This is a genomic window from Mitsuaria sp. TWR114 (assembly GCF_007997345.1).
Genome location: NZ_VOSR01000009.1, coordinates 1 through 511 on the forward strand (window position 1 = coordinate 1; position 511 = coordinate 511).

The window sequence follows — 511 nt, forward strand, 5'->3', positions numbered from 1 at the left end:
CGCTGCACGAGCTCGGCGTACTTGGGCGAAGCCTTCAGCGCCGCGTAGCGGGCCTCGGCCTGGGCGCGCTGGCCGGCGTTCAGCGCGAAGTCCTCGGTGCGGTCGACGGCGGCCAGGCCGGACTCGCGATAGATCGCCAGGTCGGCCAGCACTTCGGCGCGGCTCTTCTGACTCGGGGTGATGGGGTCCAGGTGGCTGTAGCTCTGCGCGAAGGCCGGCACGGCGGCGGTCGACAGGGCGATCAGGGCGGAGGCGATCAGGGTCTTGGCATTCATGATGGTGTCCTTCCAGGAGAGCGGTGGATCGGGGTGTCGTCGTTCGGTTCGCTGTTGCGTTTGCCGATGGACGAAGAGTAGGCAGTGCCCCGGATCGCATAAATGGCGGACGCCGGAATGCGCCGTTGTGCATGGCGCAACAATCGCGGCGCGCTGCGGGTCTCGGTCATTTGTCCCTGCCGGTTCCGCCGATTGCCGATGGCCGCGGGCGCGCGGCCTTCCTACGCTGGCGGCCA

The 511-nt window shown here is 68.7% G+C and carries 1 protein-coding gene; it reads right to left on the bottom strand.

Annotated elements, in window-relative coordinates:
* The coding region (locus FUT87_RS28230) for a DUF4148 domain-containing protein (protein WP_186830291.1) at positions 1-275 on the bottom strand (275 nt) is incomplete at its 3' end.
* Positions 276-511: the final 236 nt, after the last annotated feature.